The sequence below is a fragment of the Streptomyces sp. NPDC051664 genome (assembly GCF_044453545.1).
GTDB lineage: Bacteria > Actinomycetota > Actinomycetes > Streptomycetales > Streptomycetaceae > Streptomyces.
Genome location: NZ_JBITCU010000002.1, coordinates 244,353 through 258,527, shown reverse-complemented (window position 1 = coordinate 258,527; position 14,175 = coordinate 244,353). Strand labels below are relative to the sequence as shown.

14 protein-coding genes and 1 pseudogene are annotated in these 14,175 nt (G+C 69.6%); 5 read left to right on the top strand and 10 right to left on the bottom strand.

Going from position 1 to position 14,175, the window contains the following annotated elements:
* Window positions 1-67: 67 nt before the first annotated feature.
* Window positions 68-751 (bottom strand): alpha/beta fold hydrolase, encoded by a 684-nt coding sequence (locus ACIA8E_RS04430; protein WP_399294376.1) that lies wholly within the window; start codon window positions 749-751, stop codon window positions 68-70.
* 60 nt (window positions 752-811) lie between these two features.
* On the opposite strand from ACIA8E_RS04430, the gene ACIA8E_RS04425 reads away from it, so the two are divergent.
* Window positions 812-1,657, top strand: a complete 846-nt coding sequence (locus ACIA8E_RS04425) for a chitosanase (protein ID WP_399294373.1) — start codon at window positions 812-814, stop codon at window positions 1,655-1,657.
* 235 nt (window positions 1,658-1,892) lie between these two features.
* Complete coding sequence (locus ACIA8E_RS04420) at window positions 1,893-2,771, top strand: chitosanase (RefSeq protein ID WP_399294370.1); 879 nt, start codon at window positions 1,893-1,895, stop codon at window positions 2,769-2,771.
* A 70-nt stretch (window positions 2,772-2,841) separates the two neighbouring features.
* Here the strand turns inward: ACIA8E_RS04420 and ACIA8E_RS04415 are convergent, their stop codons facing one another.
* The 9 genes and pseudogenes from ACIA8E_RS04415 to ACIA8E_RS04375 form a co-directional block, all read right to left on the bottom strand.
* Window positions 2,842-4,284 (bottom strand): nucleobase:cation symporter-2 family protein, encoded by a 1,443-nt coding sequence (locus tag ACIA8E_RS04415; protein ID WP_399294367.1) that lies wholly within the window; start codon window positions 4,282-4,284, stop codon window positions 2,842-2,844.
* Window positions 4,285-4,523: 239 nt separating this feature from the next.
* Entirely contained in the window at window positions 4,524-5,912 is a 1,389-nt protein-coding gene (locus ACIA8E_RS04410; RefSeq protein ID WP_399294363.1) for an 8-oxoguanine deaminase, read from the bottom strand.
* A 45-nt stretch (window positions 5,913-5,957) separates the two neighbouring features.
* Window positions 5,958-6,140: pseudogene (locus ACIA8E_RS04405) on the bottom strand (purine permease); the annotation flags it as partial.
* Window positions 6,141-6,293: 153 nt separating this feature from the next.
* Window positions 6,294-7,217 carry a factor-independent urate hydroxylase gene (gene pucL / locus ACIA8E_RS04400; RefSeq protein WP_383956836.1) on the bottom strand — a complete coding sequence of 308 codons (924 nt, stop codon included), beginning with the start codon at window positions 7,215-7,217 and terminating at the stop codon, window positions 6,294-6,296.
* A gap of 7 nt (window positions 7,218-7,224) precedes the next feature.
* On the bottom strand, window positions 7,225-7,629 hold the full coding sequence (uraH, locus tag ACIA8E_RS04395; RefSeq protein WP_399294359.1) for a hydroxyisourate hydrolase: 405 nt from the start codon (window positions 7,627-7,629) through the stop codon (window positions 7,225-7,227).
* Window positions 7,630-7,634: 5 nt separating this feature from the next.
* Entirely contained in the window at window positions 7,635-8,144 is a 510-nt protein-coding gene (gene uraD, locus ACIA8E_RS04390; RefSeq protein WP_313939851.1) for a 2-oxo-4-hydroxy-4-carboxy-5-ureidoimidazoline decarboxylase, read from the bottom strand.
* 166 nt (window positions 8,145-8,310) lie between these two features.
* The gene (locus tag ACIA8E_RS04385; RefSeq protein ID WP_399294356.1) at window positions 8,311-8,688 is read right to left on the bottom strand and encodes a helix-turn-helix domain-containing protein; all 378 of its coding nucleotides are present in this window, start codon (window positions 8,686-8,688) and stop codon (window positions 8,311-8,313) included.
* Window positions 8,685-8,936, bottom strand: a complete 252-nt coding sequence (locus ACIA8E_RS04380; protein ID WP_326606402.1) for a hypothetical protein — start codon at window positions 8,934-8,936, stop codon at window positions 8,685-8,687. Before ACIA8E_RS04380 ends, ACIA8E_RS04385 begins: the two co-directional genes overlap by 4 nt.
* A gap of 56 nt (window positions 8,937-8,992) precedes the next feature.
* Window positions 8,993-10,189: a lactonase family protein gene (locus ACIA8E_RS04375; protein ID WP_399295054.1), complete on the bottom strand. Its 1,197-nt coding sequence runs from the start codon at window positions 10,187-10,189 to the stop codon at window positions 8,993-8,995.
* 237 nt (window positions 10,190-10,426) lie between these two features.
* On the opposite strand from ACIA8E_RS04375, the gene ACIA8E_RS04370 reads away from it, so the two are divergent.
* The 3 genes from ACIA8E_RS04370 (at window position 10,427) to ACIA8E_RS04360 (ending at window position 13,867) form a co-directional block, all read left to right on the top strand.
* On the top strand, window positions 10,427-11,266 hold the full coding sequence (locus tag ACIA8E_RS04370) for a TIM barrel protein (protein WP_399294352.1): 840 nt from the start codon (window positions 10,427-10,429) through the stop codon (window positions 11,264-11,266).
* Window positions 11,267-11,312: 46 nt separating this feature from the next.
* Window positions 11,313-12,212: a 2-hydroxy-3-oxopropionate reductase gene (locus ACIA8E_RS04365; protein ID WP_399294350.1), complete on the top strand. Its 900-nt coding sequence runs from the start codon at window positions 11,313-11,315 to the stop codon at window positions 12,210-12,212.
* 197 nt (window positions 12,213-12,409) lie between these two features.
* Entirely contained in the window at window positions 12,410-13,867 is a 1,458-nt protein-coding gene (locus ACIA8E_RS04360) for a catalase (RefSeq protein ID WP_399294347.1), read from the top strand.
* The last annotated feature ends 308 nt before the right edge of the window (window positions 13,868-14,175 follow it).

Sequence of the window (14,175 nt, the reverse complement as noted above, 5' to 3'; positions counted from 1 at the left end):
CCGCAGAGAACAGGACTCCGGCCGTGCCCATGACGCGCCGGTGCGGGGATTCCGTCGGCCGCACAGGTCAGCTGGTGAAGAACTCGGTGATCTGCTGGGCGACCTGGTCGGCGTGGGTCTCGTGGACCCGGTGGCCGCCGCCGAGCGTGATCAGTCGGCAGTCCGGGATCAGGGACGCCATGTCGGCCAGCCGGCCCTGCGGCATGGTGCTCTCCGGGCCGCCGGCGATCATCAGCGTGGGTGCGACGATCTCGCCGAGACCGTCCGCCCAGTGCGGGTCGGGGTCGGCGATCCGGGCCCGGATGGGTGCGACGACATTCCAGTCGTAGTCGACCGGCCCTTCGGGCTGCGCGGCGGGCCTCGGCTCGCTGGGGAACGGCGGCGGGGTCTCCACCAGCACCAGCCGCTCCACCCGGTCCGCGTGCTCCTGGGCGAGCAGATGGGCGACGACGCCACCCATGGAGTGGCCCACCAGGCCGACGCGGTCGAGCTCGCACTCGTCGAGGAAGCCCAGGACGTCGTCCCGCATCAGCTCGAAGGAGTACTCGTCGGGCCAGTCGCTCTCCCCGTGCCCGCGCAGATCGAGGGCGTACACCCGCCATTCCTCACCGAGCAGGCTCCCGACCGCTTCCCAGCTCGCGGCGGAACCGCCGAGGCCGTGCAGCAGCACGACGGGCGAGCCGAACGGGTCACCCCAGGTCCGGTACGCCAGCCGCACATCACCGACATCCACAACAGACTGATCTTCCATACCTCTGACGCTACAGCCGAATGGAGCAAGATCCTTCTCCGCGCCTGGCAGGCTGTCGGAGTGAAGCTCGTTCCGCGTTCCCGCGTCGCCCCCGCCAGTGCCCTCCTCACGGCTCTCGTGACGGCTCTCCTCGTACTGTCCGGATGCTCCGCGTCCGGGGCCGGTTCCGGAAAGGGCTCCGCGGGGCCCGGGCTCGACGATCCGGCGAAGAAGGAGATCGCCATGCGGCTGGTCTCCAGCGCGGAGAACGCCACCCTCGACTGGAAGGCCCAGTACAAGTACATCCAGGACATCGGCGACGGCCGCGGCTACACCGCGGGCATCATCGGATTCTGCTCCGGCACCGGCGACATGCTGAAGGTCGTCGAGCGGTACGCGGCGACCCGCCCCGGCAATCCGCTGGAACGGTTCCTGCCCGCGCTGCGAGCCGTCAAGGGCAGCGACGCGCACGGCGGTCTCGGCCGCCCGTTCACCGACGCCTGGGCCAAGGCGGCCGGCGACGCCGCGTTCCGGTCGGCGCAGGACGCGGAACGGGACCACTCGTACTTCGATCCGGCGGTGCGCCAGGCCAAGGACGACGGGCTGGGAGCTCTCGGACAGTTCATCTACTACGACGCCTATGTGATGCACGGTGCTGCCGACTCGGGGGGCACGGTCGGGTTCCGTACGATGCGCCGCGAGGCTCTCGCCGCGGCCGAACCGCCGTCGCGGGGCGGTGACGAGACGACGTATCTGAACGCCTTCCTCGACGCCCGTGTCACCGCGATCCGCAAGGAGCCGTCGCACTCCGACACAAGCCGCATCGAGACGGCCCAACGGGTCTTCGTACGCGAGGGCAGATTCCGGCTGGAGACGCCGCTGCGGTGGAAGGTGTACGGCGACAGCTACCGCATCGACGGCCCGTGAACCTCTGATCGAGAGGCGCACGAAGCGCCCGTGCGACGGACGACGTGCGCCATCGGGCTCGGCGTGCCCCGGACCGGGCCGGGTGACCCGGAGTCAGAACCCTGATGGCCGCCTCCTCCGCCGCCGGAGTGGAACTCAACTCGCTTGTGTCGAAGGGGTGTACGACCCGCGTTCGACTCTGATAGGAAAGCTTCCTAACAGAACAGCCCAGCGACGAACTCCCTTTGGAGGACTGGTGCACGCTCCCCATAAGCGCACCGCACGTCGAAACACCCGCCCCGCCCGGCTCGCGCTGGTCGCACTCGGGGTGACACTCACGGCCATTCCCGCCACTGCCTACGCCGGTGCCCCCACGCATCCGGCGGTCCATCAGGAAGCCTCCGCCACCCGCCACGTGGCCGCCGCAACCGGGCTCGACGATCCGGCGAAGAAGGAGATCGCCATGCAGCTGGTCTCCAGCGCGGAGAACTCCACCCTCGACTGGAAGGCCCAGTACAAGTACATCGAGGACATCGGCGACGGCCGCGGCTACACCGCGGGCATCATCGGATTCTGCTCCGGCACCGGCGACATGCTCGACCTCGTCGAGCTCTACACCCAGCGCAAGCCGGGGAATGTCCTCGCGAAGTATCTGCCCGCACTGCGGGAGGTGGACGGCACCGACTCGCACGACGGCCTCGACCCGAACTTCACCAGGGACTGGGTGACCGCCGCGTCGGACCCGGCGTTCGAGCAGGCGCAGAACGACGAGCGGGACCGGGTGTACTTCGACCCGGCGGTCAGCCGGGGCAAGGCTGACGGCGTCGGTACGCTCGGCCAGTTCGCGTACTACGACGCCATCGTCATGCACGGCGACGGCGACGACAGCACCAGCTTCAGTGCCATCCGCGAGCGCGCTCTCGCCAGGGCGAAGCCGCCGGCCCAGGGCGGCGACGAGGTCACCTACCTGAACGCCTTCCTGGACGCGCGGGTCTGGGCGATGCAGCAGGAGGAGGCCCACTCGGACACCAGCCGGGTGGACACCGCCCAGCGGGTCTTCCTGAACAACGGCAATCTGAACCTGGATCCGCCGCTCGACTGGAAGGTCTACGGCGACAGCTACCACATCGGCTGAGCCCTGCCGCGATGCACCGGTGGCGCGTACGGCACTCGCCGTACGCGCCACTGCGCCGTACCGGATGCGCTCAGTGCGCGCCCACCGGAGCCGCTGCCTCAGTCACGGAGGGCTCCTCCGCCACCGGTTCCGGCTTCCGGCCCAGGTGGTTGAAGGCCAGATTGAGGACGATCGCCACGACGCAGCCGGTGGAGATCCCCGAGTCCAGCACGACGAGGAGATCCTTGGGGAACGCGTGGTAGAACTCCGGCGCCGCGATCGGGATCAGGCCGATGCCGACGGCGGCCGCGACGATCAGCGCGTTCTCGCCCTTCTCCAGGGCCGCGCCGGCCAGCGTCTGGATTCCGCTCGCGGCGACCGAGCCGAAGAGCACGATGCCCGCGCCGCCGAGCACCGGCAGCGGCACGAGCGCGATGACGGACGCGCCGACCGGTACCAGGCCGAGCACGACGAGGATGCCGCCGCCCGCGGCGACGACGAACCGGCTGCGCACCTTGGTCATCGCCACCAGACCGATGTTCTGCGCGAAGGCGCTGCACATGAAGCCGTTGAAGAGCGGGCTGACGGCGCTGCCCAGGGTGTCGGCGCGCAGGCCGCCCTCGATGGTCCGCTCGTCCGCCGGACGGCCGACGATCTTGCCGAGTGCCAGCATGTCCGCGGTGGACTCGGTCATGCAGACCAGCATCACGATGCACATGGAGACGATGGCGGCGACCTCGAACTGCGGCGCCCCGAAGTGGAACGGGGTCGGGAAGCCGACCAGGTCGGCGTCCTTGATCGCGCCGAAGTCGGTGATGCCGACCGGGATCGCGATCAGGGTGCCGGCGACCAGTCCGAGCAGGATCGCGATCTGCTGGAAGAAGCCGCGCAGCAGTTTGCGCAGCGCGAGGACGATCACCAGGGTGAGGGCCGCCATGGAGATGTTGGTCGTCGACCCGTATCCGTCGGCCGTGGCGTTGCCGCCCTGGGACCAGTTGAAGGCGACCGGCAGCAGGGAGACGCCGATCAGGGTGATGACGGTGCCGGTGACGACGGGCGGGAAGAAGCGGACCAGTTTGCAGAAGTAGGGGGCTAGGACGAAGCCGAGCAGGCCGGCCACGATGATCGCGCCGAAGATGACGGCGATGCCGTCGTGTCCCCGGTCCTTGCCGATCGCGATCATCGGTGTCACACCGGCGAACGAGACGCCGTTGACGAACGGCAGCCGGGCGCCGATGCGCCAGAAGCCGAGGGTCTGGAGCAGGGTGGCGATGCCGGCGGTGAAGAGGCTCGCCCCCATCAGGAAAGCGGTCTCCTTGGGGGTGAGGCCCACAGCGGGTCCCACGATCATGGGCGGGGCCACCACGCCCGCGTACATCGCGGCCACGTGCTGCAGTCCGCTGGTGAACATCCTCAGTGGGGGGAGGGTCTCGTCGACCGGATGCTTGCCGTCGGCGACCTGCGGGTCGTCCCGTATCGGCTCCTGGTCGGGTCCTGCGACTGCGTCGTTGCGAAACCTGGGCTGTGCTGCCACGGCGGTTCCTCCGGTCGGTTACACGTCAAGAGCGACGCGGGTGTCTGGGAGGTGGGGCGTTGGTGCAGGTGGGGCAGGTCGTGCAGCTGATGCGGCAGCTTCGGTCGCCGGTCCGGCGGGCGCGTACGTCTGTGTACGTGCCCGCCGGGCCGGCTGCCGTGAACCCCGCTCGGGCCCACGGCGGCCGGCCAAGGGCCGTCCCCCTTCGGCCGGCTGTTCTTGGGGGGTGCCCCGGAGCGTCAGGCTCCGGCGGCGATCTGCGCGAGGCGGCGGGCCTCGTCGCGGGTGGTGCGCGCGATGGCGTCCTCGTCCACCGTGGTCAGGTGGTTGCTCTCGACGACCGTCTTCCCGTCGACGAGGGAGAGGGTGACAGGGGCCGCCGCGCCGAACACCAGCGCGGTGACCGGGTCGGCGATGGAGGAGTGGGCGAGCGTGTCCAGCTTCCAGAGCACCAAGTCGGCGAGCTTGCCGACCTCCAGGGAGCCGATCTGGTCGGCGCGACCGAGTACCTGGGCGCCGCCGTACGTGCCCAGGCGCAGGGCCTGACGGGCATTCAGGGCCCGTTCGCGGTGGGCGCCGAGGCGGTTGATGAGGAGGGCGTTGCGCAGTTCGGTGTGGAGCTCACCGGACTCGTTGGAGGCGGTGCCGTCGACGCCGAGGCCCACCGGGACACCCGCGGCGAGCATGTCGGGGACCCTGGCGATGCCTGCGGCGAGGCGGGCGTTGGAGGAGGGGCAGTGCGCGACGCCCGTTCCGGTGCGGGCGAACGCGGCGATGTCGGAGTCGTTCATATGGACGCAGTGCGCCATCCACACGTCGTTGCCGAGCCAGCCCGTCGACTCGAAGTAGTCGGTCGGGCCCATCCCGAACAGCTCGTGGCAGAACTTCTCCTCCTCCACGGTCTCCGAGCCGTGGGTGTGCATCCGGACGCCGCGGCGGCGGGCCAACTCGGCTCCTTGACGCAGCAGTTCGGTGGAGATGGAGAAGGGCGAGCAGGGCGCGACGGCGATCTGGGTCATCGAGTCGAACGATCCGTCGTGGTGCGCGTCGATGGTCGCCTCGGTGGCGGTGAGCGCACCGTCGAGCGTCTCGACGGCGAAGTCCGGCGGCAGTCCGCCGTCCTTCTGGCTTCGGTCCATGGAGCCCCGGGCGAGGGTGAACCGTACGCCCATGTCGCGCGCCGCCCCGATGATGGCGCCGGACAGGTCGCCGGAGCCCTGCGGGTAGACGTAGTGGTGGTCCATGGCGGTGGTGACGCCGCCGCGGACCATCATCGCGAGCGAGCCCTGCGCGGCCGCGCGGACCATCGGCTCGTCGATGCGCGCCCATGTCGGATAGAGCGCGACCAGCCAGTCGAAGAGGTTGTGGTCCGTCGCCAGGCCCCTGGTGATCCACTGGTAGAAGTGGTGGTGGGTGTTGATCAGGCCGGGAGTGACGAGGTGCCCGGCGCCGTCGATGCGTCGTACGACATTCTCCAGGCCCTCGGGGGCTCGGCCGGCGCCGACGTGCTCGATGCGGTTGCCGGCGACGACCACATGGCCCGAGGCGTACTCGGTGTCGTCGGCGTCGACCGTCGCGATCGAACAGTTCTCGATGACGATGCGTTCCACACGATCAGGGGCTGCCATGGCGCTTCCTTCTTCTCTCTGCGGGGACGTGGGCACGGCAGGGCCCTAGGAGGATTTGAGTGCCACAGCCGTGCGGCCGTGGGTGCCGAGATGATGGAAGAACAGGTTCAACGGGGCGGCGACGAGCGCTCCCGCACCGATCCCGGAGCGCGGCACGGTCCGCGCCCAGGACGGGGATCCGGCGTGGAGGCCGGGCCCGGCGGGCGTCAGCGGGACGGTGGCGGGTCCGGATCAGCACGCCGGCCGGATGCGCGGAGCTCTCCGGGGGTGCGGTGCACGGGCCTTCTGCGGCCGGCCCCGTTGTGTGCTGTGCCATGGGTGGTTCCCTCCGGTCCGGCCGGTCCCCGCCCGTCGGCGGGCGGGGACCGGTTCGGTGCCGCGTCAGAGGTTGGTCATGTCGACCGGGATCTGAGGCTCTGTGCCGTCGCGCAGCACGGTGGCCTCGATCAGGCCGTACGGGCGGTCCGCGGCGAAGTAGACCTCGTTGTCGTTCTTGAGGCCGAACGGCTCCAGATCCACCAGGAAGTGGTGCTTGTTCGGCAGCGAGAAGCGGATCTCGTCCACCTCGCTGCGACTGTTGATGATGCGCGAACCCATCTGGTAGAGGGTCTGCTGCAGCGAGAGGGAGTACGTCTCGGCGAAGGCCTGGAGCATGTGCTTGCGCGTCTGCTCGTAGGACTTCTCCCAGTTCGGCATACGCGCGTCGTCGCTGGTCCAGTTGTACCGCCACTTGGCGGACACCTCGGTCGCGAGGATGCGGTCGTAGGCCTCCTTGAGCGTCGTGTACTTGTCCTTGACGTAGCCCCAGAACTCGGAGCTGGTGGAGTTCATCACCACGAGGTCCTTGAGACCCGAGATGACCTGCCACTTCTCGCCGTCGAAGGTGATCTGGGTGGTGCGCGTCTCCTGGCCCTTGCGGACGAAGGAGTGCTTGACCTCGTCGGCGCCGATGAACTGCGAGCTGCCGTCGGAGGTGGCGATGCGCTCCCAGGCGTACTCCTCGATCCGGATCCGCGCGGTCTTGATCGGCTCCTGTGACGTCACGAAGTGACGGGCGAGGTGGATGCCGAACTGCTCGGCGGACTCGATGCCGTGCTCCTTGGCGAACGCGTACACCGTGTTCTTCGTGGTGTCGGTCGGCAGGACGTTGGCGTTGGAGCCGGAGTAGTGGACGTCGTCCATGTCGCCGGAGAGGGCGACCGAGACGTTCAGGTCCTTGATGTGGTGGGTGTCGCCGTCCCGCGTGATCCTGACGACGCGGTTCTCTGCTTTGCCGTACTGGTTCTGGCCGAGAATCGTGGGCATGTCGGTGCTAGCTCCCTCGGTAAACGGAGTAGCCGAACGGGTTGAGCAGCAGCGGTACGTGATGGTGCTCACCCGGTACGACGGCGAAGGTGATCGCCACCTCCGGGAAGAACGCGCCGCTGTCCCTTACGCGGGGGGCGTCCTGCTGCGCCTCGGCTTGCTTCTTGGAACTGTGCTCATTGGAGAAGTACGTCTCGGTGTCGAAGTCGAGCCGTACGTGGGTGGTGCCCTCCGGCAGCGCCGGCAGGTCCTTGCATCGCCCGTCCGCATCGGTCGCGGAGCCGCCGAGCGTCACCCACTGCGCGTCGCTGCCGCCGCGGGCGGCGAGCGAGACGGGGACGGCCTCGGCGGGGCGGCCGATGCTGGTGTCCAGAATGTGTGTGGACACCGATGCGGTGGTGTCGGTGCGCAAGACCGTCACTCTCCTTCTGTCACGAGACGGGTCAGCCGGATGCGGTTGATCTTGCCCAGCTCGGTGCGCACGATCTCGCGCTCCTGCTCGGGCGAGTTCCCGATCCGGGACTTCACCGCGTCGCGCATCTGCTCACCGGTGGCGCCGGTGGCGCAGATCAGGAAGACGTGTCCGAACCGCTCCTGGTAGGCCAGGTTCAGTTCGAGCATCTCGGCCTTGAGCTCCTCGGTGGCGCCGGCCATCCCCCGCTGTTCGCGTGAGGAGGTGGGGTCCCCGGGCTTCGGGCGGCCGATCGGGGGGTGTCCGGCCATCGCGTCGGCGAGTTCGTCCTCGGTCAGCTCGGCCGTGGCGGCGTCACTGGCGGAGAGAAGGGCTTCTGCGGTGGCGTACGGGCGCCGGGAGAGGATCGCTCTTCCCCATGCCCCGCTGGCACACACCTCGTGCAACGCGGTGATGGCCTCGTCGTCCGCCAGGATGTTGAACCGGGCGAGGCCCGGTGTGGAGCTCGAAGTCACGGGAGCCTCCGTGGCTGTTCTTCGCTGTGCGTTGGTCGGGCTGCGGATAGCTAACGCCTTCCGCAACACCACGTCAACACTTTGTTGAAATTACCCGAACAGAAAAGGCCGTCGCCGGGCGATCCGGACAACGGCCTTCCATGTGCTTGTGCACCTCTTCGCTCAACTACTCACCTTTGGCGGCAATTTCCCGGTTGAGATAGTTGTAGACGGTGAAGCGGCTGACGCCCAGGGCACCGGCCACCGTCTCCACGCCATGCCGTACGGAGAAGGCACCGCGTGCCTCCAGGGTCCGTACGACCGCCTGCTTCGTCTTCCGGTCCAGGTCGGCGAGTGGCATCCCGTGCCGTCGCTCCATGGCCGCCAGGATGTGGTCGAGCGAGTCCGACAGCTGCGGCAGGCGTACGGCTATGACGTCCTCGCCCTCCCAGGCCAGCACCACGTCGTCGGCCCGCGCCTGCTCGGGCCCGACCAGCTCGGCGCCCATGGCGTCGACGAGCGGCTTGACCGCGGTGACGAGGGGGTGGTCCGCAGGCTCGGTCACTTCGAGTCCTCCCCGACGACGTTGACCTGGAGCGATATCCGGGTGGCACCCGACTCCAGGGCCTTTCGCAGCAGGGAGTCCACCGCGGTGAGCACCGCGTCCGCGCCGCCCTCCGCCGTATTGCCGAAGGGGCCCACGTCCACGGCGTCCAGTTCGGCCGACTGGATGACCTCGCGGGCCACCACCGCGTGTGCGGGTGCCTCGTCGAGATCGAACGGCTCGGTGGTGAACTCCACTCTCAAGCGCACTGTGCCTCCCTCATCTGCTCGCCGTGCGCCCAGGGGCCGGCGGCTCGGCCCCGACCCTAACGGACCGCCGCCGGGCCCGACGGCGGGAGCGGCAGCACGCAGGCGGCCATCGGGGCGGCGAACGGGGTTCCGGTGCGACGCAGGCCGCCGCCCGCCCGGTCGACCTCGAAGACCGTCACCGTGCCGGACCGCTGGTTGGCGGCGAAGAGCAGCGCCTCGTCCGGCGAGAAGGCGATCTGCCGGGGGAAGTCACCGCCCACCGGCACCGTGTCGATCAGCCGCAGCGCGGCCCCGCCCTCCTCGACGGCGTAGCGGGTCAGGCTGTTGTGGCCGCGGTTGGCGAGGTAGGCGAAGCGACCGTCGTCGGTGACCAGGAGCTGGGCGGGATAGCTGGTGCCGGGGCCGGTTCCGGTGGACTGTCCGGCCCCCGGGGTCACGGCGCCGGTGGCGGGGTCGTAACCGCAGACGACGACAGTGTTGTCGACCTCGCAGGCGAGGTAGGCGAAGCGGCCGCTCGGGTGGAAGGTGAGGTGGCGCGGCCCGGCGCCCGGCCGCAGCGCGGCATAGGAGAGCTGACGGAGCGTGCCGCGGCGCGTGTCGAGCCGGTACGTGTAGACGGTGTCGTTGCCCAGGTCGACGGCGAGGACATGGCCGCCGTCGGGGGAGGTGATGATCTGGTGGGCGTGCGGCCCGTCCTGGCCGGGACCGGGGGCGGGGGCCGTATGGACGATCAGGTCGGTGCGCTCACCCAGCGACCCGTCGGCTGCGATCGGGTGCACGGCGACGCTGCCCGAGGTGTAGTTGGCGCTCAGCAGCCACCGGCCGCTCGGGTGGACCGAGAGATGGCAGGGGCCTGCTCCGCCGGTGGAGCGGGTGCCGAGCACCCGGAACGTTCCGTCCGAGGCGAGCGCCACGGCCGTCACACCGCCCTGTTCCTGCTCGTCGACGGCGTACAGCGTGGTGCCCGAGGGGTGCAGGGCGAGGTACGAGGGGTTGTCGACGCCGGTGATCGCCGTGCGCCCGGTGATCGCCCCGGTCGCCGGGGCGTACCCGGCGACCCCGATCCCCGTACCCCCTCCGCCGGTCGAGGTGTACGTCCCCAGGAAGAGCGTCCCGGCCTTTCGGTCACGGGCAGCCGGTGCGTCCGGCCCGGCCGTCGGGCCGGACGGTGCGGGCGGCGCGGGCGAGAAGGAGACTGCGGCGCCTGCCAGGAGCGCTCCGAGAAGCGTGCGTCGGCTGGTGCGGGTCGTCATGCGCGGCACCTCGGGGTCGGCTGCGTCGGACATGTCAGCCACACTCTCCCGCCCCGACCGAAGCCGCAAGTGGCGCAATTGCGGTTGCATCCTCCGCAACCACCATGCACGGGGCCGCGCGCACCGCTCCCGGCGGGCCCGATGTACGGACCCCCTCTTGACAGCCCTCTCGTCGGCCATGCAATCTTCCGTTAAGCAGAAACTAACTTCCGCAATACGGAAGGAGCGCCTGACCTCATGGGACACCCGGACCAGCGCTTCGATGTGAACCTTTCGATCCTCTTCACGGAACTCCCGCTCCTGGAACGCCCCGCGGCCGCCGCCGCAGCGGGCTTCACGGCGGTCGAGCTGTGGTGGCCCTGGATCGAGACCCCCACCCCGCCGCAGACCGAACTCGACGCTGTCAAAAAGGCGCTCGACGACGCGGGCACGCAGCTGGTGGGGCTGAACTTCTACGCCGGACAGCTGCCCGGCCCCGACCGCGGTGCGCTCTCCGTACCCGGCGCGGAGTCGGACCGGTTCCGCGCCAATATCGACGTGGCGGCCGGCTTCGCCGCCTCGGTCGGCTGCGAGGCGCTGAACGCGCTCTACGGCAACCGCGTCGACGGCGTGGACCCGGCCGTGCAGGACGAACTCGCCCTGGAGAACCTGGTCCTGGCCGCCCGCGCGGCCGACCGGATCGGGGCGGTCCTGCTGATCGAGACCCTGAACAAGCCGGAGTCACCGCGCTACCCGCTGGTGAGCGCACCGGCCGGGATCGAGGTCGTCGACAAGGTCAACTCCGCGACGGGCCTCGGCAACGCCAGGTTCCTGCTGGACCTGTACCACCTGTCGATGAACGGCGAGGACCTCAGCCAGGTGATCGCCGCGTACGCCGGGAAGACCGGCCACGTCCAGATCGCCGACAACCCGGGGCGCGGCGCGCCCGGCACCGGCTCGCTGCCGCTCGAGCAGCTCCTCGACGAGCTGACGAAGGCCGGTTACCGCGGCTGGGTCGGCTTGGAGTACAAGCCGGGCGACCGACCGAGCTCCGAGTCCTTCGACTGGCTTCCCGCCGAGGCGCGCGCGGCCCGCTGAGGGCGTCGGACCCCCCTCGTACACACGTTTTCAGGAAGGCACCCTCATGAGCAACAACCTCCCCAAGGTTGCGTGGATCGGACTCGGCATCATGGGCTCCCCCATGTCCGAGAACCTGGTCAAGGCCGGTTACGACGTCACCGGTCACACCCTGGAGCAGGACAAGATCGACCGGCTGGTCGCCGCCGGCGGGTACGGCGCGGGCTCGATCGCCGAGGCGGTCCGGGACGCCGACGTCGTGATCACGATGGTGCCGGCCTCCCCTCAGGTCGAGGCCATTGCGTACGGCCCCGACGGCATCCTGGAGAACGCGAGGTCCAGGGCCCTGCTGATCGACATGTCCTCGATCACCCCGCAGACCTCCGTGGACCTCGCGAAGAGCGCGAAGGACCGAGGCATCCGCGTGCTGGACGCCCCGGTGTCCGGTGGCGAGGCCGGCGCGATCGAAGCGGTGCTGTCGATCATGGTCGGCGGCGAGCAGGCCGATTTCGACGCCGCGCAGCCGATCCTCGAGGCGCTCGGCAGGACCATCGTGCTCTGCGGTCCGCACGGCTCCGGCCAGACGGTGAAGGCCGCCAACCAGCTGATCGTCGCGGTCAACATCCAGGCCTGCGCCGAGGCCGTCGTCTTCCTGGAGAAGTCCGGGGTGGACCTCTCCGCCGCGCTCGACGTGCTGAACGGCGGGCTGGCCGGCTCGACCGTGCTGACCCGCAAGAAGGACAACTTCCTCAAGCGGGACTTCGCCCCGGGCTTCCGGATCGATCTGCACCACAAGGACATGGGCATCGTCACCGACGCCGCCCGCAATGTCGGTGCCGCGCTGCCCGTCGGCGCAGTGGTCGCACAACTCGTCGCCTCGCTGCGCGCACAGGGCGACGGCGGCCTGGACCACTCGGCGCTCCTCCGCGCGGTCGAGCGCCTCTCGGGTCAGCCCGTCCAGGCCTGACCGGCCCGCCCCCCAGACTTCCGGATGGTGTCGGCGCCGACACCTGTCCTGTCGCGCCCAGGCGTCGGCACCATCCGGAACACCCCACTCTCAATTTCAACAAACTGTTGACGTTCGGTTCGGAGCGTACTTACGCTCCTGGAGCCCCCAGAGCGTCGCAGTTCAGCAGCTCCCGTACGGAAGGTCGCCCCGACACCATGACGCAGCGTGTGCTTACGACCGAGTCAGGCGCCCCGGTCGCCGACAACCAGAACTCCGCCACCGCAGGCGTCGGTGGCCCGATCCTCCTCCAGGACCAGCACCTGCTGGAGAAGCTCGCGCGCTTCAACCGGGAGCGCATTCCGGAGCGCGTGGTCCACGCCCGCGGCTCCGGCGCGTACGGCTACTTCGAGGTCACCGACGACGTCTCCGGCTTCACGCGTGCCGACTTCCTCTCCGCCGTCGGCAAGCGCACCGAGACGTTCATCCGGTTCTCGACCGTCGCCGACTCGCTCGGCGGCGCCGACGCCGTACGTGATCCGCGCGGCTTCGCCCTCAAGTTCTACACGGACGAGGGCAATTACGACCTGGTCGGCAACAACACCCCGGTGTTCTTCATCAAGGACCCGATCAAGTTCCCCGACTTCATCCACTCGCAGAAGCGTGACCCGTTCACGGGCCGTCAGGAGCCGGACAACGTCTGGGACTTCTGGGCGCACGCCCCGGAGGCGACCCACCAGGTGACCTGGCTGATGGGTGACCGCGGCGTCCCTGCCTCGTACCGTCACATGAACGGCTACGGCTCGCACACCTACCAGTGGACGAACGCCGAGGGCGAGGCCTTCTTCGTCAAGTACCACTTCAAGACGAACCAGGGGGTGCGCTCCCTCTCCAGCGAGCAGGCCGCCGAACTCGTGGGCAGGGACGGCAACTCGCACCAGACGGACCTGCTGCAGGCCATCGAGCGGGGCGTGAACCCGTCCTGGACCCTGTACGTGCAGGTCATGCCAGCCGCCGAGGCCGCGGACTACCGCTTCAACCCGTTCGACCTCACCAAGGTGTGGCCGCACAGCGACTACCCGCTGCAGCGGGTGGGCCGGCTGGTCCTGGACCGTAACCCGGACAATGTGTTCGCCGAGGTGGAGCAGGCCGCCTTCTCCCCGAACAACTTCGTGCCCGGCATCGGCCCGTCCCCGGACAAGATGCTGCAGGGCCGCCTGTTCGCCTACGCCGACGCGCACCGCTACCGGCTCGGCGTCAACCACACGCAGCTCCCGGTGAACGCGCCGCGGACCGCCGTCGTCGACAACTACGGCCGCGACGGCCTGCACGCCACCCGCAACGGTGCGCGGCGCGACAAGAACTACGAGCCCAACTCGTACGCGGGCCCCGCCCAGACCGACGCGGCGCTCGCCGCCCCGCTCGCCGTCCACGGCTGGACCGGCGCCCACGCGGCGCCCGCCCACACCAAGGACGACGACTTCTTCCAGGCGGGTGAGCTCTACCGGCTGATGTCCGAGGACGAGAAGGGCCGCCTGGTCGCCAACATCGCCGGAGGCCTGTCCCAGGTCACCCGCGACGACGTGATCGAGAAGAACCTCGCCCACTTCCACGCTGCGGACGTCGAGTACGGCAAGCGCGTCGAGGAGGCGGTCCGCGCCCTGCGCGAGGACTAGAACACCGACACCGCGCAGAGGATATGACGGGAGGTCATTTCTTTTGCGCTGTCCGTCCGACCGGCCCTGAGGGGTGCCCGGCAGGACGGACGTGACCGAGGACCGCGGCGGCGTGCGAGCCAGTGCGGTGGTGAAGTCAGCCGACGGCCGCTCTCGACCTGAGAGAGAGCCGACCCGGCCGACCGTCGCCCGTCGCCGCGGTCCCGGCACAACCTGCACACAGGACTCCGCCCGGCGGCGCGAACGAAACGGTCGCGCCGGCCTCTCGCCGTCGGGCGGTCACCACCCTCATGCAAGGGCGGGGAGTA